At 61.5% G+C, this 21,025-nt stretch carries 21 protein-coding genes and 1 pseudogene; 4 read left to right on the forward strand and 18 right to left on the reverse strand.

All coding sequences use genetic code 11. The features are described 5' to 3' along the window. Positions 1–86: 86 nt before the first annotated feature. The gene (locus GYK42_RS20950) at positions 87–890 is read left to right on the forward strand and encodes a metallophosphoesterase family protein (RefSeq protein ID WP_166449049.1); all 804 of its coding nucleotides are present in this window, start codon (positions 87–89) and stop codon (positions 888–890) included. On the opposite strand, the gene GYK42_RS20955 is transcribed toward GYK42_RS20950, so the two are convergent. Continuing rightward, a complete protein-coding gene (locus GYK42_RS20955; protein ID WP_166449050.1) occupies positions 887–1,414 on the reverse strand; it encodes a dihydrofolate reductase family protein in 528 nt (175 codons plus the stop codon). The genes GYK42_RS20950 and GYK42_RS20955 overlap by 4 nt on opposite strands. Positions 1,415–1,455: 41 nt before the next feature. Here GYK42_RS20955 and GYK42_RS20960 point away from each other — a divergent pair, with 41 nt between their 5' ends. Beyond that, positions 1,456–2,052 carry a TetR/AcrR family transcriptional regulator gene (locus GYK42_RS20960; RefSeq protein WP_166449051.1) on the forward strand — a complete coding sequence of 199 codons (597 nt, stop codon included), beginning with the start codon at positions 1,456–1,458 and terminating at the stop codon, positions 2,050–2,052. A 30-nt stretch (positions 2,053–2,082) separates the two neighbouring features. Here GYK42_RS20960 and GYK42_RS20965 read toward each other — a convergent pair whose 3' ends face one another. The 4 genes and pseudogenes from GYK42_RS20965 to GYK42_RS20980 all read right to left on the reverse strand — a co-directional run. Then, a complete protein-coding gene (locus tag GYK42_RS20965) occupies positions 2,083–2,760 on the reverse strand; it encodes a type 1 glutamine amidotransferase domain-containing protein (RefSeq protein ID WP_166449052.1) in 678 nt (225 codons plus the stop codon). Positions 2,761–2,782: 22 nt separating this feature from the next. Continuing rightward, on the reverse strand, positions 2,783–3,946 hold the full coding sequence (locus GYK42_RS20970; protein WP_166449053.1) for an iron-containing alcohol dehydrogenase: 1,164 nt from the start codon (positions 3,944–3,946) through the stop codon (positions 2,783–2,785). A gap of 91 nt (positions 3,947–4,037) precedes the next feature. Further along, a complete protein-coding gene (locus GYK42_RS20975) occupies positions 4,038–4,733 on the reverse strand; it encodes a TetR/AcrR family transcriptional regulator (protein ID WP_431190179.1) in 696 nt (231 codons plus the stop codon). A 33-nt stretch (positions 4,734–4,766) separates the two neighbouring features. Next, a pseudogene (locus GYK42_RS20980) lies at positions 4,767–5,201 on the reverse strand (DUF308 domain-containing protein); the annotation flags it as partial. Positions 5,202–5,270: 69 nt separating this feature from the next. Between GYK42_RS20980 and GYK42_RS20985 the strand changes: the two are divergent. Further along, positions 5,271–5,699 (forward strand): hypothetical protein, encoded by a 429-nt coding sequence (locus tag GYK42_RS20985; protein WP_166449054.1) that lies wholly within the window; start codon positions 5,271–5,273, stop codon positions 5,697–5,699. 97 nt (positions 5,700–5,796) lie between these two features. Then, positions 5,797–6,849, forward strand: a complete 1,053-nt coding sequence (locus tag GYK42_RS20990) for an alpha/beta hydrolase family protein (protein ID WP_166449055.1) — start codon at positions 5,797–5,799, stop codon at positions 6,847–6,849. Positions 6,850–7,299: 450 nt separating this feature from the next. Here the strand turns inward: GYK42_RS20990 and GYK42_RS20995 are convergent, their stop codons facing one another. From GYK42_RS20995 to GYK42_RS21055, 13 genes are all read right to left on the reverse strand, one after another. After that, the gene (locus GYK42_RS20995) at positions 7,300–8,079 is read right to left on the reverse strand and encodes an enoyl-CoA hydratase (protein WP_166449056.1); all 780 of its coding nucleotides are present in this window, start codon (positions 8,077–8,079) and stop codon (positions 7,300–7,302) included. Positions 8,080–8,294: 215 nt separating this feature from the next. Further along, entirely contained in the window at positions 8,295–9,491 is a 1,197-nt protein-coding gene (locus GYK42_RS21000; protein WP_166449057.1) for an acetyl-CoA C-acyltransferase, read from the reverse strand. Positions 9,492–9,551: 60 nt separating this feature from the next. Then, positions 9,552–9,998 carry a YiiD C-terminal domain-containing protein gene (locus tag GYK42_RS21005; protein WP_166449058.1) on the reverse strand — a complete coding sequence of 149 codons (447 nt, stop codon included), beginning with the start codon at positions 9,996–9,998 and terminating at the stop codon, positions 9,552–9,554. Between the two features lie 62 nt (positions 9,999–10,060). Beyond that, positions 10,061–12,460, reverse strand: a complete 2,400-nt coding sequence (locus GYK42_RS21010; protein ID WP_166449059.1) for a 3-hydroxyacyl-CoA dehydrogenase/enoyl-CoA hydratase family protein — start codon at positions 12,458–12,460, stop codon at positions 10,061–10,063. A gap of 14 nt (positions 12,461–12,474) precedes the next feature. Then, positions 12,475–14,265: an acyl-CoA dehydrogenase C-terminal domain-containing protein gene (locus tag GYK42_RS21015; RefSeq protein WP_034753387.1), complete on the reverse strand. Its 1,791-nt coding sequence runs from the start codon at positions 14,263–14,265 to the stop codon at positions 12,475–12,477. A 78-nt stretch (positions 14,266–14,343) separates the two neighbouring features. Then, positions 14,344–14,946, reverse strand: coding sequence for a TetR/AcrR family transcriptional regulator (locus tag GYK42_RS21020; protein ID WP_046682135.1), 603 nt, complete (start codon positions 14,944–14,946; stop codon positions 14,344–14,346). A 246-nt stretch (positions 14,947–15,192) separates the two neighbouring features. Next, entirely contained in the window at positions 15,193–15,582 is a 390-nt protein-coding gene (locus tag GYK42_RS21025) for an RNA-binding S4 domain-containing protein (RefSeq protein ID WP_070305356.1), read from the reverse strand. Beyond that, the gene (gene clsB, locus GYK42_RS21030; RefSeq protein ID WP_058050033.1) at positions 15,579–16,742 is read right to left on the reverse strand and encodes a cardiolipin synthase ClsB; all 1,164 of its coding nucleotides are present in this window, start codon (positions 16,740–16,742) and stop codon (positions 15,579–15,581) included. Before clsB ends, GYK42_RS21025 begins: the two co-directional genes overlap by 4 nt. 9 nt (positions 16,743–16,751) lie before the next feature. Beyond that, entirely contained in the window at positions 16,752–17,573 is an 822-nt protein-coding gene (locus GYK42_RS21035; protein WP_166449060.1) for an endonuclease/exonuclease/phosphatase family protein, read from the reverse strand. A gap of 73 nt (positions 17,574–17,646) precedes the next feature. Continuing rightward, positions 17,647–17,940 carry a hypothetical protein gene (locus tag GYK42_RS21040; RefSeq protein ID WP_046682130.1) on the reverse strand — a complete coding sequence of 98 codons (294 nt, stop codon included), beginning with the start codon at positions 17,938–17,940 and terminating at the stop codon, positions 17,647–17,649. 19 nt (positions 17,941–17,959) lie between these two features. After that, positions 17,960–18,424, reverse strand: a complete 465-nt coding sequence (gene nudB, locus GYK42_RS21045; protein WP_034753377.1) for a dihydroneopterin triphosphate diphosphatase — start codon at positions 18,422–18,424, stop codon at positions 17,960–17,962. Between the two features lie 84 nt (positions 18,425–18,508). Next, positions 18,509–20,305: an aspartate--tRNA ligase gene (gene aspS / locus GYK42_RS21050; RefSeq protein WP_166449083.1), complete on the reverse strand. Its 1,797-nt coding sequence runs from the start codon at positions 20,303–20,305 to the stop codon at positions 18,509–18,511. 69 nt (positions 20,306–20,374) lie between these two features. After that, positions 20,375–21,016 (reverse strand): DUF502 domain-containing protein, encoded by a 642-nt coding sequence (locus tag GYK42_RS21055; RefSeq protein ID WP_034753372.1) that lies wholly within the window; start codon positions 21,014–21,016, stop codon positions 20,375–20,377. Positions 21,017–21,025: the final 9 nt, after the last annotated feature.

The raw sequence follows: 21,025 nt of genomic DNA on the forward strand, positions 1-21,025 counted from the left end.
CTCATGCGGTCAAGCAGTCGGACGCGGCAACTTGCGCTACGATAGAGGTCCATAGACCTGCCGTGCGCCTTGCCGCGCCCACTGCCATGCGTTTGCTGATTCTGTCCGACCTGCACCTGGAAGTCTGGGGTGAAGACACCCCCGCCATCGACCTTGCCGCCAGCCGCCCCGACGTGGTGATCCTGGCCGGCGACATCGACACGGGCTGCAACGCCATCGCCTGGGCCGCGCGCACCTTCGGCGCCCTACCCGTGCTGTACGTGCACGGCAATCACGAGGGCTATGGCCACCAGTTGGAACACATGCGGGACGCCGTGCGCGACGCTTGCGCCAGCGCGAATGCGCACGGCGCCAACATCCGCCTGCTCGATGGCGACGCCATGGTACTGAACGGCGTGCGTTTTCTCGGCGTCACGCTGTGGACGGATTTTTTGCTGTTCGGCGCGGAGCGCCGGGAAGAAGCCTTGAGCGCGGCGCAAAGCTACATGCCAGACTACAAGCGCATCAGCACGGGCGGCGACACGCCGCGCCTCTTGTGCGCGGCCGACACGGCGCAGTTGCACGCGCAGCACCGCGCCTGGCTGGAACGGCAGCTAGCGCAACCCTTCGAGGGCAAGACCGTCGTCATCACGCACATGGCGCCCTCGATGCTGTCGGTGGAGGAGCAATACGCGACCAATCTCGGCTCGCCCGCCTTCGCCTCGCAGCTCGATGCACTGGTGGCGCAGGCCGACCTGTGGGTGCATGGCCACATGCATGCCTCGCTCGACTACCGCATCCAGGATTGCCGCGTCGTGTGCAACCCGTGCGGCTACAAGCGGCCCGATGGCACGCCGGAAAATGAACGCTACGATTCCGGCTTTATCGTCGACCTCGCCAGCACGGTTTAATTTTTCCGATAGCGCAGCTGGACCACGCCGCTGGGCAGCTGGCGCGTGTCGTCCAGGCGCCAGTCGCTGCGCGGCAAGCCATCCTCGAACAAGCGCACGCCCTTGCCCAGTACCACGGGCAGCACGGACAAGGTCAGGCTGTCGATGACGCCCTCGCGCAAACCGGCACGGATGACGGCGCCGCCATCGAGATACACGTGGTGGCACCCCTCCTCTGCCAGCGCTTCCAGTACTTCCCGCACGCTGCCTGCGCGGCGCTGCTCGCCATGGCGCGGTGCGAAGGCACGGTGGCTGAGTACCACCACGCGCTTGCCCGCATACGGCCACGGTTCGAACCCCAGCACGGCGTCATACGTGGCTCGGCCGATCAGCAAGGTATCGACTTGCTCCATCAACGCCGTGTAGCCGGTGGCGTCGGGCGAGTCGGGCGCAAGTTCGGCCAGCCAGGACAGGTCGCCGTTTTCTCCCGCGATGCAGCCGTCGATGCTGATGCCGAGAAATACGCTGACGAAAGTTTTTTGCATGGGTGCTCCTTGATTTAATTCTACGGTGTAGAATTATGCCCATGAAAACCCCAAAACTTCAAGCCATGGAATCTCCCGTGCGCCGCGCCGGACGTCCGCGCCGCGCTCTGCCCGCGCTGGATAGCGCCAGCATCCTGCAGACGGCATCAACCCTGCTGGAAGAAAAAGGCGAAGCATTTTCCATGCGCGCGCTGGCACAGAACCTGGGCGTCGATGCCATGGCCTTGTATCACTACTATGCGGGAAAAGAGGAGTTATTGCTGGCGTTGATGGCACAGCGTTTTGCCGCGCTCGATCCGCGCCAGCCGCCATTTACGCAACGCCAGGGGCCGCAACGGCGCCTGCTAGCGCTGTGCGCGCTGTACCTGGAACTGGTCAGCGCCACGCCGTATTTCGTGCGCCTGATGGCGCGCGGACTGGTGGAGCAAGCCGACGTGGCCGAGCGGTTCACGGCGCTGTTTGAGCAGGCCATCGAAGGCCTCGGCCTGGACAGGAAAACCCGGCTGCGGGGGCGCGATGCGCTCGTCGATTTCCTGCACGGCTATGCGCTGGCGGGCCGGCCGGCCAGCGAGACAGCCTGGCACGCCTCGGTCGGTCTGATCCTGGCGGGCATGGCCGCTGGACACACTGCTGTGTGACGACCAGCGGCCGGACGCACTAGCCTGGCATCAGGCCAGCAGCTTGAGCAGCGCCTGCGCGGCCGCTTCCGACGATGCGGGATTCTGGCCCGTGACCAGCAAGCCATCGGTGACCGCGTACGGCTGCCAGTCGCCCAGCTTCGAGTACACGCCGCCATTTTCCTTGAGCATGTCCTCGACGAGGAAAGGCACGATGGCCGTCAAGCCGACGGCATCTTCCTCGGTATTCGTAAAGCCCGTCACCTGCTTGCCGCGCACCAGCGGCGTGCCATCAAGCGCTTTCACGTGGCGCAGCACGCCGGGCGCGTGGCAGACGGCGGCGACGGGCTTGCCGGCGACGATCATCTGCTCGATCAGCGCGATCGAGTGCGGGTCTTCGGCCAGGTCCCACAGCGGGCCATGGCCGCCCGGGTAGAACACGGCGTCGAAGTCCCCCGCCTTCACGTCGGCCAGCTTGCCCGTGTTGGCCAGCACGGCTTGCGCAGCGGCGTCCTGCTTGAAGCGGCGCGTGGCGTCCGTTTGCGAACCCGGCTCGTCGCTTTTCGGGTCCAGCGGCGGCTGGCCGCCGTTAGGCGAGACCACGGTCAGCTTGGCGCCCGCTTCCTGCAAGGCATAGTAGGGCGCGGCGAATTCCTCCAGCCAGAAGCCGGTTTTCTTGCCGGTGTTACCGAGTTGATCGTGCGAGGTCAGTACCATCAGGATGTTCATGTTGTTTCCTTTTATGTCAGGGTTACAGTGCTGCTTCGAGGATACGGCGGCTGCGCGCGAGGTCGATATCGCGGTGTTCGCCGAGGGAGGTCATGCCATGTGCTTCCAATTGTTTCAGTACCGCTTCCACCGCTTCCTGGCCCAGCTGATAGGCCGACAAACGGGTCGCGATGCCCAGGCCTTCAAAGAAGGCGCGCGTGCGGGCGATGGCGGTATCGATGCGCTCGTCGTCGCTGCCGCTGTTGATGTTCCAGACACGTTCGCCATACTGTAGCAATTTGCCGCGTTTCTGCTCGCGCTGCACGTCCAGCAGTGCCGGCAGCACCAGCGCCAGGGTGCGCGCATGGTCGATGTCATAGAGGGCCGTCAGTTCGTGGCCGATCATGTGGGTGGCCCAGTCCTGCGGCACACCGGCGCCGATCAAGCCATTCAGGGCCAGGGTAGCCGTCCACATCAGATTGGCGCGGGTGGCGTAATCGTCGGGCGAGGCCACGGCCTGCGGCGCGATCTCGACCAGGGTCTGCAGCAAGCCTTCGGCAAAGCGGTCCTGCACCTTCGCCTGTGCAGGATAGGTCAGATACTGTTCCGTCGTGTGGACAAAGGCGTCGACCAGGCCATTGGCCACCTGCGTGGCCGGCAAGGTAAACGTTTTGCTCGGGTCGAGCACGGAAAACTGCGGGTACAGCAGCGGGCTGCGGAAACTCAGCTTGTCATGCGTGGCTTTTTTCGTCACCACGCCGCCGCTGTTCATTTCCGACCCCGTGGCAGGCAAGGTGAGCACCGTGCCAAACGGCAAGGCGCGCTGCACATTGGCGCCGCCGCGCTCGGCGATTTCCCATGGCTCGCCGTCGTACAGGGCAGCGGCGGCGACGAACTTGGTGCCGTCGATCACCGAGCCGCCGCCGACTGCCAGCAGGAAGTCCACCTTATCGCTGCGTACCTGAGCGACGGCGCGCATCAGGGTTTCATAGCTGGGATTGGGTTCAATGCCGCCAAACTCCTGCACGCTGCGCTGGCCCAGCGCAAGAGCAGCTCGCACTTCGGCCAGGGTGCCCGTCTTTTCGGCACTGGCGCCGCCGTACAAGATCAGCACGCGCGCGTCGTGCGGCACCAAGGCGGACAATTTGGCGACGGTGTCGGCGCCGAACACGATCTTGGTCGGGTTATGGAATTCAAAATTCTTCATGCTGCTGCTCCTTTATTATTAGACTGGTCGTCTAGAATGCAGTTCAAAAAACGCGGACATGGTGCGTCCGCTTGTTTGCCTTGTTTACCGTTTATCGGTCGCTGTCCGGCGGCAGCTGCAACATGGCCAGGGTCGCACGCCACGCCGTTTGCAAGGCGCTGGCATCGCGCCGCAGCTTCGTCAGCATGGCCGCACCCAGCCACAGCTGGTACAAGGTGGCGGCCATCTGCGCCGGATCGACCACCGATGGCAGCGAATCGTCCACCCTGCCCCGCGCGATGGCCAGGGCCAGCCTGGCGATGATGCGATGCGTGCCATCGAGCAGCGCCACGCGCATCGGCTCCGACATGTCCGCCACCTCGCTGCTGAGCTTGACCACCAGGCAGCGGCAGTCGCAACCGCTGCCATCAAGGCTTGCGCTGGTCCAGCTGGCCCAATACGCCATCAGCGACTGGGCCGCGTTCTGGCCGGGCGGGCTCAGCACGATCTCCATTTCCGCCAGGTAGCCGGTGACGTAATCCTCCAGCATCGCTACACCAAACAATTCCTTGGACTTGAAGTAATGATAGAACGAGCCCTTGGGCACGTCGGCAGCCGACAGGATCTCGTTCAGCCCCACCCCGGCAAAGCCCTTGCGCGTGATGATGGCCTTGCCCTGGTCGATAATGTGCTGGCGCACGTCGGTGTATTCAGCTTTCATGCGAGGCATTGTAGCACAATTAGACCAGTCGTCTAGGACCTTCTGTTTCAATGCAACGACTGCGACCCAAGCGCACTTGTCACGCATGGTGTTTTCATCAGGCTGCTCGCGAAGATCAACGGCGCCATCCTGAGCGCGCCATTCGCGGCGCAATTGCGCCATCCGGCTGAAGGCGGTCCTTGCCAATTTCCACCAGGCAAACGGACGCGGGTCGGCCAGCATGCTGAGCGCTCGGGAATAATCGAGCGTCAGCCCGGGCGTCCACGCCATCGTCTCGGCACGCTTGCGGATCTGGGCGGCGACCCACAGTTCCGGCGTAGCCAGGATACGGAAAAACACTCTCCAGCCTGCGCGGTCGCCATACAGGCGGCCAACGGCGCCGTCGATAGCCGCTTCCAGGGCCCGGGCGACCGTACTGGAACAATTACGATGCGTGAGATTGCAAGTCGCGTCCTTGCTATAATGCCACCAGAAAGACTGCAGCTGGCGCGGGTCGTAATTCCGGATACGGACCTGAACGGTGGACGGGCACCATGCCTTCGATTCTGTCGCGTAGCCTAGTGAAGCCGCCATCTTCAAGAATGATGAGTTCATCGCGCTCAAAACAAAATATACAGGTAAGGCATGCAAAAAAAATGGTTTGTCGTTGGCACTCTTGCCCTTTGTGCGTCGACCGCACAAGCGCAGGCAACCGCCCCGGTTACGTTGACGTATCAAGCAAACACCGCCAACTCGCCCGTTGATGTCAATCGCCTACGCGTGACTCAGGTCGATACCAATGCGTACGCCATCGACTTCTCCATCGTCGCGCCGAACCCTTCGCACCATACCGGCCATATCCAAGGCCTTGCAACGCGCGAAGGAAACCGTCTGACATTGAAAGAACCGATTTTCAAAGAGGACGGCACTATCGATGACCCTTCGCTTTGCACACTTGTCGTGGACATCGATGACAAGCATGCGAACGTAGTGAGTGCGGACCAGTGTTCAGGCTTCGGCGGGGCTGCAACGAATTTTGTTGAACAGGGACGCAACCTCTTGCGCTTACCGTAGTGTTCATACGGCAACATTTCCAACTCGCCGCAACGTCAGCTTCGGGGCGGATGCCGACGTTCGCCGGCCCCAGTCCAACCGCGCAGAAATTTCCGCATTGTCGACCAAAGTCGCTAGACTGGCCGCTACGAGCTACCGCAACCAGCAAACAGCGGACAACGAAATTACTGGACAAAGAAATGCCGAAAAATCAACTTATCGTTCAGCTTGCATTCTCATGACGCGGCGATTCCTCGCTAACCTGCTGGTCTGCCTGTGTGGTGCACTGGCCGCGACGTCCGCATTAGCGGCACGTGCCTATGACGAAGCGACGATCCGCATCGATGGCAAACCGCGCCGCTACTACCATCTGCACGATAGCGACGCGAAAGGAAAAACCACGCCGATCGTGCTCGTCAGCGGCTCGGGCTGCCGGGATTTCGCATCGCGCGTGCCGTCCTTTTTTGAGCACTACCCGGTACCCATCGATCTCTACTTCTTGGAAAAGGCGGGCATCGAAAAGGGCGACGACGGAGAGCATTGTTCGGAGGCGTACAGCCGCGAGGACGTTCTAGAACGTCGGGTAGGCGACACGCTGTCATTCATCGATGTCGAGCCCCGGCTACATTCCCTGGCCCCGCGCAGCTTGGCGATCGTCGGCTTTTCAGAGGGCGGCACGGTCGCGCCGCTTGCAGCCGCGAGCAGCGCAAAAATCGGCTGGCTTGCGGTGGCGGGCAGCGGCGGGCTGCCGCAAAGCGAAGAGTTCCTGGTCTTCGCAGCGCGCGGCGTCGCGCCCTATGCGACGCTGTTCTCACGTGCGCAGCTCCTGCAGACGTATGCCGCCATCAAAGCTGATCCGGACAGCCTCGATAAGGAATTCTTCGGCCACCCTTACCGGTACTGGAGTTCACACCTGTTCTACGATCCACTGCCCACGTACGCAAAACTCGACATTCCCGTGGTCGTAGCGATGGGCGAAAAGGACGACAGCGTCCCGATCGAATCCGGCCGCAAATTGCACGCCTTTTTCGCCAGCCATCCCGGCAACAAATTCACGTTTGTCGAATATCCCGGCGCAGGGCACGCACTGCAGGCGCCGGAGAGAAACTACCTTCCGCAATTCATCGCCGGGCTCGCCGGGTGGTTCAAAGGGAAACGCAATCCCTTCTGATTCGGTTGGCTTGGTTAGTCGGCGCCATGATCTGTTTCTTCGTTGTGAGCCAATTCAGACGGCAACTGGCCAAGCGTACCACCGTCCATTAAAGGGCGTGACCGTCCGCAATGAGGCAAGCGGACCTTCGCAATGCTTGCACCTCGATGCCACTCCCGAGCGACATCAGCCCAGAGGCCAAGAGGCCAAGATCCTGCTCTGAGGCCCTTTCCTGAGGCGCGAGCTTGTACTCGGAGCGCCGGAACTCGTTGTCCACCGCCACTAACTCCTGCTCTATCAGATCAAGGCGTGATTGTTCAAATCATCCAAGTCTGGCACTGCGCAGCAGCGCTAAAGAATCAGCTTAAGAATGCTGAAGTCCATCCAAGCAACCTCTGTTCAACTTATGCGAGAAAAATCCCGACTTCTGTGACACTCAACGAACGGCCCGACGAGATGTCAGGCCCCGCCTTATGCAAACTTCTTGAAATCCGGCTTCCTCTTTTCAAAGAAGGCCGTAAACGCTTCCTTCGCCTCGGCGCCGCCCAGCATGGCGCTGAACAGTTTGTTTTCCTCGGCGATGGCCGTCTTCATCGGCTCCATGCGGCTTTGTTTCATCAATCGCTTGGTGGCGCGGATGGAGGCGGCCGGCAGGGCTACCAGCTTAGCGGCCTGGCCTTGCGCGAACGTCATCAAGTCGTACAGGGGAACGACTTTCGAGACCAGGCCCATTTCCAGCGCTTCGCTGGCCGGGAACGACTCGCCCAGCATCAGTTTTTCCGCCGCGCGCGGATAGCCGGCCAGTTGCGTGAGCAGCAGGCTGGAGCCGAATTCCGGGCACAGGCCCAGCTGCGTGAACGGCATCGAAAAGCTGGCATTGTCCGCCGCGTAGACGAGGTCGCAATGCATCAACAAGGTGGTGCCGATACCGATGGCCGGGCCGGAAACAGCCGCCACCACGGGCTTGCTGCTGCCGTACAGCGCGCGCATGAACTGGAACACGGGACGGTCATGGTCGAGCGAGCCATCCTTCGGGCGCGCCGTCTTCATGAAGTCGTCGAGGTCGTTGCCGGCCGTGAAAATCTCGCGCTTGCCGCAGATCAGGATGGCGCGCACCGCATCGTCCGTCTCCGCCGCCACCAGCGCATCGGCCAGGGTCTGGTACATGGCGCCCGTGAGCGCATTCTTGCGTTCCAGGCGGTTGAATTCCAGGGTCAGAATACCCTCGCTCTTGCTGCACAAAATATCCATGTCGTCTCCAAAAAGATAAAGGGCGCCGAGGTATCCCCAGCGCCCAAGTTTTGACTAATCCTGTCTGACCACCTACGTCACGACGCCTGGCAGAAGCGCAGCGAGCGGCAGCGAGTTGTGGCCGAGACGCGCAGCTGTGCGAAGCACGAGGCCGCCCAGGCAGTGAGCATCGCAGGCCGCGAATCGCAACGCGCAGCAGCTTATGCCAGGTGTCATCAGACGCGTTCGAAAATGCCTGCTGCGCCCATGCCGGCGCCCACGCACATCGTGACCATGCCGTACTTCTGCTTGGTGCGCTGCAGTGCGTGGATCACGGTGGCGGCGCGGATGGCACCGGTGGCGCCCAGCGGATGGCCCAGGGCAATCGCGCCACCCATCGGGTTGACCTTCGATGGGTCCAGGCCCAGGTCGCCGATGACGGCCAAGGCTTGCGCGGCAAACGCTTCGTTCAGCTCGATCCAGTCCAGCTGGTCTTGCGTGATGCCGGCCGCGGCGCATGCCGCAGGAATCGCAAATTTCGGACCGATGCCCATGATTTCCGGCGGCACGCCACGTACGGCGAACGAGGAGAATTTCGCCAGCGGGGTCAGGTTGTGCTCGCGCAGGATTTTTTCGCTGACGATCAAGAGCGCACCGGCGCCGTCGGACATCTGCGAGCTGTTGGCGGCCGTGACGGAACCCTTGGCGGCGAAGACCGGCTTCAGCTTGGCCAGCGACTCCATCGACGAATCGGCGCGCGCGCCTTCGTCGGTGTCGACGGTGCGGCGCGTTACATCGACGTGGCCGGTAGCCAGGTTCGGTGTGCGCGTGATGATTTCCACGGGCGTCGTTTCCGCCTTGAAGAAACCGGCTTGCTGCGCGGCAATGGCGCGGCGGTGCGATTCAACGGAGAACGCGTCCTGCTGTTCGCGCGACACTTTCCATTGCTGCGCCACTTTTTCTGCCGTCAGGCCCATGCCGTAAGCCATGCCGATGTTCTCGTCGCTGAACATGTCCAGGTTCATCGATGGGTGGTGGCCCATCATCGGTACCATCGACATCGATTCGATGCCGCCGGCGATCATCACGTCGGCTTCGCCCACGCGGATGCGGTCGGCCGCCATGGCAATCGCCGTGATGCCCGAAGCGCAGTAACGGTTGACGGTGACGCCGCCCACGGTTTTCGGCAAGCCGGCCAGCAGCACCGAGTTACGCGCGATATTGAAGCCCTGCTCCGCTTCCGGGAACGAGCAGCCGATGATGGCGTCGGTGATCAAAGCCGGGTCGAGGCCAGGCGCTTGCGCCAGAGCCGATTGCAGCACGCGCACCAGCAGGTCGTCCGGGCGGGTGTTCTTGAACATGCCGCGCGGAGCCTTGCCGATCGGGGTGCGGGTTGCAGAGACGATGTACGCGTCTTGAAGTTGTTTGCTCATTTTGTTCTTTCAAAGATGTTGAACGAGGTTCGTGTTCTGTCGAATGTCCGGGATGCTGGCCTATCGCTTCTGCGACAAATACCAGTCCACCGTCACCTGTGCCGCCAGCGTGCCTTCGGCGTCGAAAATATCGACTGCCACGGGAAACGCCACCTTGCCGTCCTGCGCCAGCTGCGCCTTCAAGGCAGCCAGGTCGCCCGGTACCCGGCCTTCGGCGCGCGTCGCGCCCCGGGCCACCTTCTGGTACTCGATGCGCGACGATTTGGCCACCGGGCGCAAACCCAGTATCAGCTCGGCGAAGCCGCCAGCCATGGCCGCGCCGGAAGCCGTTTCGGCCAGGGTAAACAAGGCGCCCGCATGCTGCGTGCCCAGATGATTATTCAGTTTTGGATTTTCCGGCATCGACACCTTCGAGGTGCCGGCGCCGATGTCGTCGATGCTGATCCCCAGCAGCCGCACGAAGGGCAAGGTGTCCATCATCTGTTGTTTGATACGGTCATACACCATGCTTGGCCTCACGCGCAGCAATACTTTAAAAATAATGGACAGGATCGTCATCGACGTCAGGCTTAGTTGCGTACCGGCTTACCGGTTTGCATCATGCCCATGATCCGTTCCTGGGTTTTCGGATGGTTCAACAGCTCCAGGAATGCCTTGCGTTCCATATCCAGCAGCCACTGTTCGCTGACGAAGCTGCCCTGGTCCACGTCGCCGCCCGATACGATCTCGGCGATCATCTCGCCCAGCTTGAAATCGTGCGCCGAAATGAAGCCGCCGTCGCGCATGTTGACCAACTGCGCCTTGATGGTGCCCCAGCCGTAACGGCCCGTCACCTGGATCAGCGATGGCAGTTGCGGACGGAAGCCGGCGTCGAACATGGCGCGCGCTTCGACCTTGGCCACGTGCAGCAGCTCGTAGGCGTTGAACACGATGACGTCGTCTTCTTTCAAGTAGCCCATCTTCTTCGCTTCCAGCGCCGATTTCGACACGTTGGCGGTGGCCGCATTGGTAAAGCCCGTTTTCAGGAATTGCAGGATGTCGTTACCCTTGGCTTCCTTGTAGGCGCGCTGCGCCGCTTCCTTCAAGCCGCCGCCGGCAGGAATCAGGCCCACGCCCACTTCCACCAGGCCGATATAGGACTCGATCGAGGCCACGCGTTTCGATGCGTGCAGGGCCAGTTCACAACCGCCACCCAGTGCCAGGCCAGCGACCGCGGCGATCACCGGCACGTTCGCGTATTTCAGCGACATGAAGGTGTTCTGCAGTTCGGCGATGATCGGATCGACGGCTTTCACGCCGCCTTGCATGAACGCCGGCAGTGCCGATTGCAGGTCGGCGCCGGCCGAGAAGGCACCGCCTTCGGCTGCGTCGGCGTGCCAGATCACCAGGCCCTTGAAATTCTTCTCGGCTTCGGCCAGCGCCAGTTTCAGGCCGTTGATGACACCTTCGCCGATCACGTGCATCTTGGTCTTGAACGAGATGATCAGCACATCGTCGCCTGTATGCCAGACGCGCACGGATTCGTCTTCGAAGACGGTGGTGCCGGCGGTCTTGCCGTCGATGGCGCCGCTGCCCAGGACTGGCGCGCGGAACGGCTGGCGGTCATACACGGACAGGGTCGAACGCGGCACGAAGCTGTTCGACACGGCGGAGTACGAACCTTCCGGCGTGTGCACGCCGCCCTTGTCTGCAACCGGACCCTCGAAGACCCAGGCTGGCAGCGGCGCGTTGCACAGCGCGTGGCCGGCGTCGATGTCTTCCTTGACCCAGTTGGCCACTTGCAGCCAGTTCGATGCCTGCCACGTTTCAAACGGGCCCACGTTCCAGCCGAAGCCCCAGCGCATGGCGAAGTCGATGTCGCGCACATTGTCGGCCACGGTGTCCAGGTGGATGGCGATGTAGTGGAAAGCGTCGCGGAAGATCGCCCACAGGAACTGGCCTTGCGGATTCGTCGATTCGCGCAGCGCCTTCATCTTCTTGACCGGATCCTTTTCCTTCAGGATGCGGGCGATGATGTCGGCAGCCTTGGCGCCGCCGGCCACGTATTCACCGGTGGCGAAATCGAGGCGTTGAATTTCCTTGCCGACCTTCTTGTAGAAGCCTGCGCCGCTCTTCTGGCCCAGCGCGCCTTTTTCCACCAGTTGCGCCAGCACGGCCGGCGTCTTGTAGACGGCGGCGAACGGATCGTTCGGCAGGTAGTCCTGCATGGTCTTGATCACATGGCCCATGGTGTCCAGGCCGACCACGTCCGCCGTGCGGAAGGTGCCCGACTTGGCGCGGCCCAGCTTGGCGCCCGTCAAATCATCGACGACGTCCACGGACAGGCCGAATTTTTCAGCTTCGTGCACGATGGCCAGGATGCCGAACACGCCCACGCGGTTGGCGATGAAGTTCGGCGTATCCTTGGCGCGGACCACGCCCTTGCCCAGGGTGGTGGTCAGGAAGCCTTCCAGCTGGTCGGAAATCTCTGGCTTGGTGAACTCGGTCGGGATGATTTCGACCAGGTGCATATAGCGCGGCGGGTTGAAGAAGTGCACGCCGCAGTAGCGCGATTTCAGGTCCGCATCGAAGCCTTCGGCCAGCTTGGTGATCGACAGGCCCGAGGTATTCGAGGCGAAGATCGCGTTCGGGCCGATGTGCGGAGCGACCTTCTGGTACAGGTCGTGTTTCCAGTCCATGCGCTCGGCGATGGCTTCGATGATCAGGTCGCAACCGGCCAGCAGGTCCAGGTTGTCTTCGTAGTTGGCTACCTGGATCAGCGCGGCGTCGTCCTTGTTGCCCAGCGGGGCAGGCGACAGCTTTTTCAGGTTCTCGATGGCGCGCAGCACGATGCCATTCTTTGGACCTTCCTTTGCCGGCAGGTCGAACAGCACGACCGGCACTTTCGCGTTGATGCAATGGGCGGCGATCTGCGCGCCCATCACGCCGGCGCCGAGGACGGCTACTTTTTTAACGATGAAATTGGTCATATTTTCCTCAAGTCTTAGAACAGGTCTGCGTCGAGTGCCATCAGGTTGGCCGAACCGGAACGCGCCTGACGGATCAGGGTTGCCGTCTCAGGCTGCAAGCGGGCGAAGTAGAAACGTGCGGTAGCCAGTTTGGCGGTGTAGAACTTGTCGCCGCTGGATTCTTTTTCGAGGGCGATCTTGGCCATCTGCGCGAACAGGTAGCTGTAGATCATGTGGCCGACGACGCGCAGGTAAGGCACGCATGCCGCGCCCACTTCGTCAGGATTCTGGAAGGCCTTCATGCCGATTTCCATGGTCAGCTTGGTGACTTTGTCGCCCAAGTCGCCCAGTGGGGTGACGAATTCGCTCATCGCTTCATCGGTGCCGTTGTCTTCGACGAAAGCCTTGATCTTTTCGCCGAACTTGCGCAGCTTGGCGCCGTTGTCGCCGAGGATCTTGCGGCCCAACAGGTCCAGCGACTGGATCGTGTTCGTGCCTTCGTAGATCATGTTGATGCGCGCGTCACGCACATACTGCTCCATGCCCCACTCCGAGATGTAGCCGTGGCCACCGAACACTTGCATCGCGTCCGAAGTGGCGATCCAGGCGTTGTCGGTGATGAAAGCCTTGATGACAGGGGTCAGCAGCGCCACTTCGTCGGCCGCTTCCTTGCGCACGTCGGCGTCAGGGTGGTGCAGTTCGCGGTCGATCTGCAGCGCCACGTACGAGGTGAACGCGCGCGCGCCTTCGGCGTAGGCTTTGCCCGTCAGCAGCATGCGGCGCACGTCAGGGTGCACGATGATGCGGTCGGCCGGCAGTTCCGGGTTCTTGATGCCGGACAGCGAACGCATTTGCGTGCGGTCCTTGGCGTAGATCAGCGCGTTCTGGTAGGCGATTTCCGTCAGGCCCAGCGACTGCATGCCCACGCCCAGGCGGGCCGCGTTCATGAAGACGAACATGGCGTTCAAGCCCTTGTTCGGCTGGCCGATGATCCAGCCTTTCGCGCCGTCCAGGTTCATCTGGCAGGTCGAATTGCCGTGGATGCCCATTTTTTCTTCGATGGCGCCGCAGGTGATCGGGTTGCGCTCGCCGACCGTGCCGTCGGCGTTCGGCAGGAATTTCGGCACCAGGAACAGCGAGATGCCTTTCGAGCCTTCCGGCGCGTCCGGCACGCGGGCCAGCACCAGGTGCAAAATGTTTTCCGCCATGTCGTGCTCGCCGGCCGAGATGAAGATCTTGTTGCCGGTAATGGTCCAGGAACCGTCCGCCTCAGGCAGCGCTTTCGAGCGCAGCAGGCCCAGGTCGGTGCCGCAGTGCGGCTCGGTCAGGCACATGGTGCCCGTCCATTCGCCCGACACCAGTTTCGGCAGGTAGACTTCCTTCTGGTGGTCGGTGCCGTGTTCCTTCAGGCACTCGTAGGCGCCGTGCGACAAACCTGGGTACATGGACCAGGCCTGGTTCGACGAGTTCAGCATTTCATAGAAGGAGTTGTTCAGCACGACCGGCAAGCCCTGGCCGCCGTATTCCGGATCGCAAGCCAATGCCGCCCAACCGCCTTCGACGTACTGCTTGTAGGCTTCCTTGAAACCTTTAGGCGTGGTCACGCTTTTCGTGACGGGATCGTGGTGGCAGCCTTCGCGGTCGCCGGAGTGGTTCAGCGGGAACAGTACCTCGGAGGTGAATTTGCCGCCCTCTTCCAGCACCTGATTGATGATGTCGGCGTCGACGTCGGCGTACGACGGCATTTGCTTCAGTTCTTCTTCCACTTGCAGGAACTCATGCAGGACGAATTGCATATCCCGGATTGGCGCGACGTATTGACCCATAATTTTCTCCTGAAGGCGATTAGCTAAAGTGTTGTACTTGTAAGTGCGTGTGCGTTGTTGCGGATACTGCCTGACGGCTTATTTGCTTGTGACGCAATTCTGGTACGACGCCAGCAGACGGATGAAGCCCGCTTGCGCCCGTTCGATGCTGCCCGGCACGCGCAGGAAGCGCGCATCGTGATGCAGGGCCAGGATCAGGCCATACATCTCGTACACCAGCTGCTGGGCGTCCGTGTCCGCTTTCAAGTCGCCCGTGGCGATCGATTGCTCGACACTGCGCAGCAGCGCGCCCTGCCAGGCCCGCACCATGGCCACCAGGGCCTCGCGGATGGGACCGGGACGGTCGTCATACTCGACGGCGCCGCTGATATAGATGCAGCCGGAAGCGATTTCCACGCTGACCCGCTTGACCCAGCGCGCAAACATCGATTGCAGGCGCTGGATGCCGCGTGGTTCTTTCATGCTGGGGAAAAAGACTTCTTGCTCGAAACGATAGTGGTAGAGCTTCAGCACTTCCATCTGCAAGTCTTCGCGCGAGCCAAAGTGGGCAAACACGCCCGACTTGCTCATGTTCATTTTGTCCGCAAGCAGCCCTATGGTCAGGCCTTCCAGGCCGTCGCGGCTGGACAGGTCCAGCGCCACGTCGAGGATGGCTGCACGGGTCAGTTCGCCCTTGCGCATGAATTTGACTGAAGTATTCAAAATGTCCGTTCTCAAAGTGATGTTGCCGATTTGGCGGACTGAAGCGAGGGTAAAAAAAAGCACGCTTCGAAAAAATCCGAACGCTCGTACTATTATCCACTACCACGTAAAAGTCAAACGGGAACTTTAGAGCCGGTGTTCTATTGGTGCAACGCAGCATTTTTTGCCTGCGTGTTTGTAGCGATTTCAAGCAGGCAAAAGCGGCATGCGCCCTGCCGCATGGCCTCAGTCGAGGCCGCCTGCCTTGTTCAATTGACGGCGGTCGCGCTTGGTCGGCCGCCCCTTGATGGTGGTGCCCGGCTCGCGGAACAGCTTGCGCTCTTCTGCCAACTGCTCGCGGCGGGCGATGCTGGCCGGCGTTTCGCCATACAGCAAGCGCGCCACGGGCGCGGCGCCGCGCTTGTCGGACAGGCCCAGCACGGCCACTTCCCACGTCTCCGCGCCATTGTCGATGGCCAGCTCGTCGCCCACGCGCACGCTGCGCGCCGGTTTCACGCGCTCGCCGCCCACTTTGACTTTACCCGTATCGACGGCTTCGCTGGCCAGCGAGCGCGTCTTGAAGAAGCGCGCCGCCCACAACCATTTGTCCAGCCTTACCGTGGTCATCTCGTTCATGCGTACTTGCCTACTGAAAAAATGCGCATCACCAGCCGGTACACGAGGAAGGCGGCTTCATAGCCGATGCGCCGGAAGCGGCCGATGTGCTTGAAATCATCCTGGTGAATCACGATGCCGTCGGCTACGCCCTGCTCGATATGCTGGCGCAAGCTTTGCGCGAACGCCACGTCCTTGATCACGACGTTCGCCTCTTGGTTGAGGAACAGGCTGAGCGCGTCAATATTGCTGGACCCCACCGTCGCCCAGTCGTCGTCGACGACGGCCACCTTGGCGTGCAGCTGCGTCTTGCGGTATTCGACGATTTTCACGCCGGCGGCCAGCAGTTTCGGGTAAAACGAATGCGCCACGGCGTCTTGCATGCGGAACTCGCCCACGCCGATCAACAGCACCACGTCGACGCCCCGCTGGGCCGCCTGGGCCAGCGCGTGGCGCAGCTTGTGCCCTGGCGCGAAATACGGGTTGGCCAACATCACGCTTTTGCGCGCCTGGCCCAGCGCCTGCAGGTAGGCGCGCTGGATGGTGCGGCGGTTGCGCAGGTTGTCGCGCACGACAAAGCCGGCCACAACAGGGTTCTTCGCCAGCTCCTTGCTGACGACGCGCATCTTGCGGTACAGCTTGATACGCCGCACCAGATTCATCTTGCCCAGCCGCGCCCACTGCGCCTGCACTTCTTCATGGATGGCGTCGACCAGCGGACCCTTCACCTGCACGGCGAAATCCCAGCGCGGCGCTTCCAGGCTGATGTTGTGGTCGTAGTCGCAAAACATGTCGTCGTTGATATTGATGCCGCCCACCAGGGCAATCTCGCCGTCGGCCACGCAAATCTTGCGGTGCGTGCGCGTGATGCCGCGCCGGAACCATGGGTTGAAGATGCGGTGATGCACGCCGGCCGCTTCCAGTTCCGCATGCATGGCCTTGACACGGCGGTTGCCTGTGCCGAACCAGTCCGTGATCATGCAAACGAGCACGCCGCGCGCGGCGGCACGCTTCAGGGCGTCGAGCACTAGGGTGCCCGTGGCGTCGTCGGCAAAGATATACGTTTCGAAATAGACTTCCGAGCGCGCGCCATCGATGGCGGCTATCAGCGCGGGAAAGTAATCGGTGCCGCAATACAGCAGCTTGATGTCGTTGTGGGCGATGAAATTGACTGTACGCATGCCGGCAGTCTACGCGAGTTTCAAAGCAGCAACGATCGGCGCGTGATCCGACAGTTTTGCCCACAAGGTGCCATGCATCACTTGCGCGCCTTCCACGTGGAAACCGCGCACATAGATGCGGTCCAGGCGGAACCACGGCAAGGCGGCGGGAAAGGTGCGCGCCGGCACGGGCGTGGGGGTCTTGCTCTGGCGCCGCGCCAAGGTGCGCACCAGGTCGCCCAGGGCGGAATTCGACGCGCGCTGGTCGAATACTTCCACCACGCCCAGCGCATTGCGCAGCTTGTCGCTGAGCGTGTTGCGCCAGTCGTTGAAATCGCCGGCAATGATGACGGGTTCGCCATCCGGCGCCGATTCCATGACGGCGTCGATCAGCGCCTGCGTCTGGCGGCCCCGTCCCGACTCGAACAGGCCCAGATGGACGACATAACAGTGCACGTCGGCTTGCGGCGTCTTGAGCACGCAATGCAGGATACCGCGCTGCTCGTAGGCATGGTCGGAGACGTCATGGTTGGTTTGTGAGGCGATGGGGAATTTGCTCAGCAAGGCATTGCCATGGTGGCCATGGTCATACACGGCATTCATGCCGTAGGCGGAATGGTGCTCGGCGCCGGCAAAGAACTCATGCTGCGACGCTTCCGGCCAATGCTTGTGGCCATTTTTCTCGGCGCCAAAGCGGGCCGCATTGCGGTCATGCTTGCCTTGCACTTCCTGCAAAAAGACGACATCGGCATGGAACAGGGCGATCGCCTGTTTTAAAGCATGCACGCGGGGCAAGCCTCGCACGGAGGAGACACCCTTGTGGATATTATAAGTTGCTACGCGGATTTTCATGCCTTGATTCTACTCCCAGACAGGGCCCGCGCGGCGCCAGCGTAGGTGCGCGTGCGCACCTAAACGCACACAATCAGGCCAGCATGCGCCCCACGCCAGCCGTCACGCTGACGATCAACGCGGTGATGCCGGCCGCCCAGACGATCTTGACCAGCAACGGTGCGCCGCGCCAGGCCACGGTGCGCTTGCCCTTGGCAAACGCGCCCGGGTGCAGCAGCCAGCCGATCGCCATCAACGGCATGCCGATCGGCGGCGTGCGGCCAGGCACGGTGGAGCTGAAAAGCAGGAAGATAAAGCACAGGCAAAAAACGATGCCCAGGGTGCCCAGCAGTTTTTGCTGCGCAGTCAAATGTAACCAGTTCAACATGGAATGCTTTCTAGGGAAATCAGGTGGGACGCGCCAGGCCCGTCATGGCCGGCAATTGCAGAATCGCTTCCGCGTTGGACGACGAGAAACAGCGGTCGGCCGCGGCCAGGTAGGGCAGCCACGCGTACTGCAAGTGTTCGCGCGGGCTCAGGGTGATGGCGATGTCGCGCGGCACCTGCACGCTGAACACGTGTTCCGTGTTGCGCGTCACGCCGGGCGCATAGCGGTGGCGCCAGATCGGGTAGATCTCGTACACGTTCGACAAGTTCCAGTCGCGCAGCACGATATCGCGCCCATCGGCAACGATGCCAGTTTCCTCGAACAATTCGCGCGCGGCCGTCTGCAGCAGCGGTTCGTCGACGGCATCGACGGAACCCGTCACCGATTGCCAGAAACCGGGCTGGCCCGCGCGTTCGATGAGCAAGACGTCAAGGTCAGCCGTATGAATGACGACCAGCACGGAAACAGGAATTTTATGAGTCATATCAACAATGAAAAAGGCGCCACGACAGCGCCTTTTTTTGCATAGCGGATCAAACAGCGGCCGCCAGGGCAGCCGCATGCTTCATTACACTACTTTTGGCTCGGCGCTGCGCAAACGGATGTGCAGTTCACGCAATTGCTTCTCGTCTACTTCCGACGGCGCATGGGTCAGCAAGTCTTGCGCGCGCTGGGTTTTCGGGAAGGCGATCACGTCGCGGATCGATTCGGAACCCGTCATCATGGTCACGATACGGTCCAGGCCAAATGCCAGGCCGCCATGCGGTGGCGCGCCGTATTGCAGGGCGTCGAGCAGGAAGCCGAACTTCAGCTGCGCTTCTTCGGCGTCGATCTTCAGTGCGCGGAACACTTTCGACTGCACTTCTTCGCGGTGGATACGGATCGAACCGCCGCCCAGTTCCCAGCCGTTCAAGACCATGTCATAAGCCTTGGCGATGCAGGCGCCCGGATCGCTTTCCAGCATGTCTTCATGGCCGTCTTTCGGCGCCGTGAACGGATGGTGGGTTGCCGTCCAGCGGTCCGCTTCTTCGTCGTGCTCGAACATCGGGAAGTCGACCACCCACAATGGCTTCCACACGTCTTCGAACAGGCCGGCTTTCTTGCCGAACTCGCTGTGACCGATCTTCACGCGCAGCGCGCCGATGGCGTCGTTGACGACCTTGGCCTTGTCCGCGCCGAAGAAGATCAGGTCGCCGTCTTGCGCGCCCGTCTGCTCGAGGATCGTGGCCAGCACGTCGGCAGGCAGGAACTTGACGATCGGCGACTGCAAGCCTTCAGGACCCTTGGCTTTCTCGTTGACCTTGATGTAAGCGAGGCCCTTGGCGCCGTAGATGGCGACGAATTGCGTGTAGGCATCGATTTCCGAACGGGGCATGCTGCCGCCTTGCGGTACGCGCAGGGCAACCACGCGGCCGCCTTTCATGTTGGCGGCGCCGTTGAAGACCTTGAACTCGACCGACTTCATGACTTCCGTCAAGTCCGTGAAGACCAGCTTGACGCGCATGTCCGGCTTGTCGGAACCGTACAGGCCCATCGCTTCGGCGAAATCCATCACCGGGAACGGGTTCGGCAGATCGATGTCCAAGGTGTTCTTGAAGACGACGCGGATCATGTCTTCGAACAGGTCGCGGATTTCCTGTTCCGTCAGGAACGAGGTTTCGCAGTCGATCTGCGTGAATTCAGGCTGGCGGTCGGCGCGCAAGTCTTCGTCGCGGAAGCACTTGGTGATCTGGTAATAACGGTCGAAGTTAGCAACCATCAACAGTTGCTTGAACAACTGTGGCGATTGCGGCAAGGCGAAGAAGCTGCCCGCGTTGACGCGCGACGGCACCAGGTAATCGCGCGCGCCTTCTGGCGTCGACTTGGTCAGCATCGGCGTTTCGATGTCGATGAAGCCCAGCGCGTCGAGGTACTTGCGCACTTCCATCGTCACCTTGTAGCGCAGGCGCAGGTTGTTCTGCATTTGCGGGCGGCGCAGGTCCAGCACGCGGTGCGTCAGACGCGTCGTTTCCGACAGGTTGTCGTCATCCAGCTGGAACGGCACGGGCACGGAAGGGTTCAGCACTTCCAGCTCCGAGCAGACCACTTCGATCTTGCCCGACTTCAGGTTGTTGTTGATCGTGCCTTCGATACGGTTGGTCACGACGCCCGTCACGCGCAGGCAGAATTCGTTGCGCACGGCTTCGGCGACCTTGAACATTTCCGCTTGTTCCGGGTTGCAGACGATTTGCACCAGGCCTTCACGGTCGCGCAAGTCGATGAAAATCAGGCTGCCGTGGTCGCGGCGGCGATGTACCCAGCCGCACAGGCTGACGGTTTGTCCCAGCATGGCTTCGGTAACGAGGCCGCAGTATTCAGTACGCATAGACATAAAATTCTCAGTTCAGGTTAGTGAGTGTTCAATCCGGCCACGTCCCACGTGGGACGCCTGCCTTTATTCTTTGGCTGCCGGGGCCGGTACAGCAACAACTTCCGCAGGCGCCACCACGCCCATCGAGACGATATATTTGAGCGCCGCATCGACGCTCATGTCGAGTTCGACGACATCGCTGCGCTTCATCATCAGGAAAAAGCCCGATGTCGGATTCGGCGTCGTCGGCACGTACACGCTGACGAAGTCGCCCACCAGGTGGTTCGCCGCATCGCCGCCCGGCACACCGGTCAGGAAAGCGATGGTCCAGGAGTTCTGGTGCGGATACGGCACCAGCACGGCCTTGCGGAACGCATTGCCCGACGGGGAAAACAGGGTATCGGACACTTGCTTGACGCTCGAGTACAGGGAATTGACGATGGGTATGCGTTGCAGCAATTTTTCCCACAGTTTCACCACGTAATTGCCGACCAGGTTATTCGTCAGCAAGCCCGTGAAGAACACGATCAGTACCGTCAATACCGTGCCCAGGCCGGGAATGGTGCTCAGCGCGGGAACCTTGTGGCCGAACCAGACGCTGGGCTGCGTACTGCCGGGCACCAGCAGCAGCGACTGGTCCATCGTGCTGATCACCAGATTCAGGACCCAGGCCGTAATGGCCAGGGGCACCAAAATCAGTAATCCGGTAATAAAGTATTTACGCATCAGTTTCTC

Source organism: Janthinobacterium lividum (assembly GCF_011601275.1).
Taxonomy (GTDB): Bacteria; Pseudomonadota; Gammaproteobacteria; order Burkholderiales; family Burkholderiaceae_D; genus Janthinobacterium; species Janthinobacterium lividum_E.

Coding starts and splice junctions, on each gene's coding strand:
- GYK42_RS21010 (WP_166449059.1), bottom strand. CDS start 12,460: ATGACCAATTTCATCGTTAAAAAAGTAGCCGTCCTCGGCGCCGGCGTG.
- GYK42_RS21055 (WP_034753372.1), bottom strand. CDS start 21,016: ATGCGTAAATACTTTATTACCGGATTACTGATTTTGGTGCCCCTGGCC.
- GYK42_RS21005 (WP_166449058.1), bottom strand. CDS start 9,998: ATGGTGTATGACCGTATCAAACAACAGATGATGGACACCTTGCCCTTC.
- GYK42_RS20965 (WP_166449052.1), bottom strand. CDS start 2,760: ATGAACATCCTGATGGTACTGACCTCGCACGATCAACTCGGTAACACC.
- GYK42_RS20995 (WP_166449056.1), bottom strand. CDS start 8,079: ATGGATATTTTGTGCAGCAAGAGCGAGGGTATTCTGACCCTGGAATTC.
- GYK42_RS20970 (WP_166449053.1), bottom strand. CDS start 3,946: ATGAAGAATTTTGAATTCCATAACCCGACCAAGATCGTGTTCGGCGCC.
- clsB (WP_058050033.1), bottom strand. CDS start 16,742: ATGCGTACAGTCAATTTCATCGCCCACAACGACATCAAGCTGCTGTAT.
- GYK42_RS21000 (WP_166449057.1), bottom strand. CDS start 9,491: ATGAGCAAACAACTTCAAGACGCGTACATCGTCTCTGCAACCCGCACC.
- GYK42_RS21035 (WP_166449060.1), bottom strand. CDS start 17,573: ATGAAAATCCGCGTAGCAACTTATAATATCCACAAGGGTGTCTCCTCC.
- GYK42_RS20975 (WP_431190179.1), bottom strand. CDS start 4,733: ATGCGTGACAAGTGCGCTTGGGTCGCAGTCGTTGCATTGAAACAGAAG.
- aspS (WP_166449083.1), bottom strand. CDS start 20,305: ATGCGTACTGAATACTGCGGCCTCGTTACCGAAGCCATGCTGGGACAA.
- GYK42_RS20985 (WP_166449054.1), top strand. CDS start 5,271: ATGCAAAAAAAATGGTTTGTCGTTGGCACTCTTGCCCTTTGTGCGTCG.
- GYK42_RS20960 (WP_166449051.1), top strand. CDS start 1,456: ATGAAAACCCCAAAACTTCAAGCCATGGAATCTCCCGTGCGCCGCGCC.
- GYK42_RS21020 (WP_046682135.1), bottom strand. CDS start 14,946: ATGCGCAAGGGCGAACTGACCCGTGCAGCCATCCTCGACGTGGCGCTG.
- GYK42_RS21015 (WP_034753387.1), bottom strand. CDS start 14,265: ATGGGTCAATACGTCGCGCCAATCCGGGATATGCAATTCGTCCTGCAT.
- GYK42_RS20955 (WP_166449050.1), bottom strand. CDS start 1,414: ATGCAAAAAACTTTCGTCAGCGTATTTCTCGGCATCAGCATCGACGGC.
- GYK42_RS21025 (WP_070305356.1), bottom strand. CDS start 15,582: ATGAACGAGATGACCACGGTAAGGCTGGACAAATGGTTGTGGGCGGCG.
- GYK42_RS20950 (WP_166449049.1), top strand. CDS start 87: ATGCGTTTGCTGATTCTGTCCGACCTGCACCTGGAAGTCTGGGGTGAA.
- nudB (WP_034753377.1), bottom strand. CDS start 18,424: ATGACTCATAAAATTCCTGTTTCCGTGCTGGTCGTCATTCATACGGCT.
- GYK42_RS21040 (WP_046682130.1), bottom strand. CDS start 17,940: ATGTTGAACTGGTTACATTTGACTGCGCAGCAAAAACTGCTGGGCACC.